The sequence below is a fragment of the Solibacillus kalamii genome, from assembly GCF_002174535.1.
Classification (GTDB): domain Bacteria; phylum Bacillota; class Bacilli; order Bacillales_A; family Planococcaceae; genus Solibacillus; species Solibacillus silvestris.
The window spans coordinates 1-1,205 of record NZ_NHNT01000027.1; the positions used below are offsets into that span (position 1 = coordinate 1).

The window sequence follows — 1,205 nt, forward strand, 5'->3', positions numbered from 1 at the left end:
TCCCGACCGGGATCGAACCGGCGATCTCCTGCGTGACAGGCAGGCATGTTAACCGCTACACCACGGGACCATTTGGTTGCGGGGGCAGGACTTGAACCTGCGACCTTCGGGTTATGAGCCCGACGAGCTACCACTGCTCCACCCCGCGACAATATTATGTTTGAACCTGTTTTAATAAACAGTTAGTAAAAATGGAGGAGGTAGAGGGATTCGAACCCCCGCGCGGTGTTACCCGCCTGTCGGTTTTCAAGACCGATCCCTTCAGCCAGACTTGGGTATACCTCCAAAATTTTAAAATGGCTACCGAGGGAGTCGAACCCACGACCTTTCGGGTATGAACCGAATGCTCTAGCCAGCTGAGCTAGGTAGCCATGATCAATAGTTATCTCTACTAGTTAAAGCAATGTAAGCTCTATCCAGTTGAGTTATATGGCGCGCCCGGCAGGAGTCGAACCCACAACCTTCTGATCCGTAGTCAGACGCTCTATCCAATTGAGCTACGGGCGCATATTGTTTATTTATAAAGATGGTGCCGAGGGCCGGAATCGAACCGGCACGGTGATCACTCACCGCAGGATTTTAAGTCCTGTGCGTCTGCCAGTTCCGCCACCCCGGCATTTTTGGAGCGGAAGACGAGGTTCGAACTCGCGACCCCCACCTTGGCAAGGTGGTGTTCTACCACTGAACTACTTCCGCAAAATGCTTAAGATATTTTTACTCTGACAGTATATATAATGATTATAAACTGGTGAGCCATGAAGGACTCGAACCTTCGACCCTCTGATTAAAAGTCAGATGCTCTACCAACTGAGCTAATGGCTCTTGATTAAAATGGTGGAGGATGACGGGCTCGAACCGCCGACCCCCTGCTTGTAAGGCAGGTGCTCTCCCAGCTGAGCTAATCCTCCAAAAAAAAATAAGCGAAGCGACGTCCTACTCTCRCAGGGGGAAGCCCCCAACTACCATCGGCGCTAAAGAGCTTAACTTCCGTGTTCGGTATGGGAACGGGTGTGACCTCTTTGCCATCATCACTTCACTTAATTATTTAGTTAAAAGAAATTTCATTCTTTCAAAACTGGATAAACGTTTCATTGAATTGAGCAATAAAATGTGGTTAAGTCCTCGACCGATTAGTATTCGTCAGCTGCATACGTCACCGCACTTCCACCTCGAACCTATCTACCTGATCGTCTTTCAGGGGTCTT

8 tRNA genes and 2 rRNA genes are annotated in these 1,205 nt (G+C 49.3%); all 10 read right to left on the minus strand.

What is annotated here, in order from left to right:
* Positions 1-73: 73 nt before the first annotated feature.
* Positions 74-148, minus strand: a tRNA-Met gene (locus CBM15_RS18990).
* A gap of 44 nt (positions 149-192) precedes the next feature.
* Positions 193-285 (minus strand) — tRNA-Ser (locus CBM15_RS18995).
* A 12-nt stretch (positions 286-297) separates the two neighbouring features.
* Positions 298-371, minus strand: a tRNA-Met gene (locus CBM15_RS19000).
* A 59-nt stretch (positions 372-430) separates the two neighbouring features.
* Positions 431-507 (minus strand) — tRNA-Arg (locus CBM15_RS19005).
* A 20-nt stretch (positions 508-527) separates the two neighbouring features.
* Positions 528-616 (minus strand) — tRNA-Leu (locus tag CBM15_RS19010).
* 5 nt (positions 617-621) lie between these two features.
* Positions 622-696, minus strand: a tRNA-Gly gene (locus CBM15_RS19015).
* Between the two features lie 50 nt (positions 697-746).
* Positions 747-822: transfer RNA gene (locus tag CBM15_RS19020), tRNA-Lys, on the minus strand.
* Between the two features lie 10 nt (positions 823-832).
* Positions 833-908 (minus strand) — tRNA-Val (locus CBM15_RS19025).
* A gap of 12 nt (positions 909-920) precedes the next feature.
* Positions 921-1,036, minus strand: a 5S ribosomal RNA gene (gene rrf / locus CBM15_RS19030).
* A 74-nt stretch (positions 1,037-1,110) separates the two neighbouring features.
* Positions 1,111-1,205 (minus strand): 23S ribosomal RNA (locus CBM15_RS19035); the annotation flags it as partial.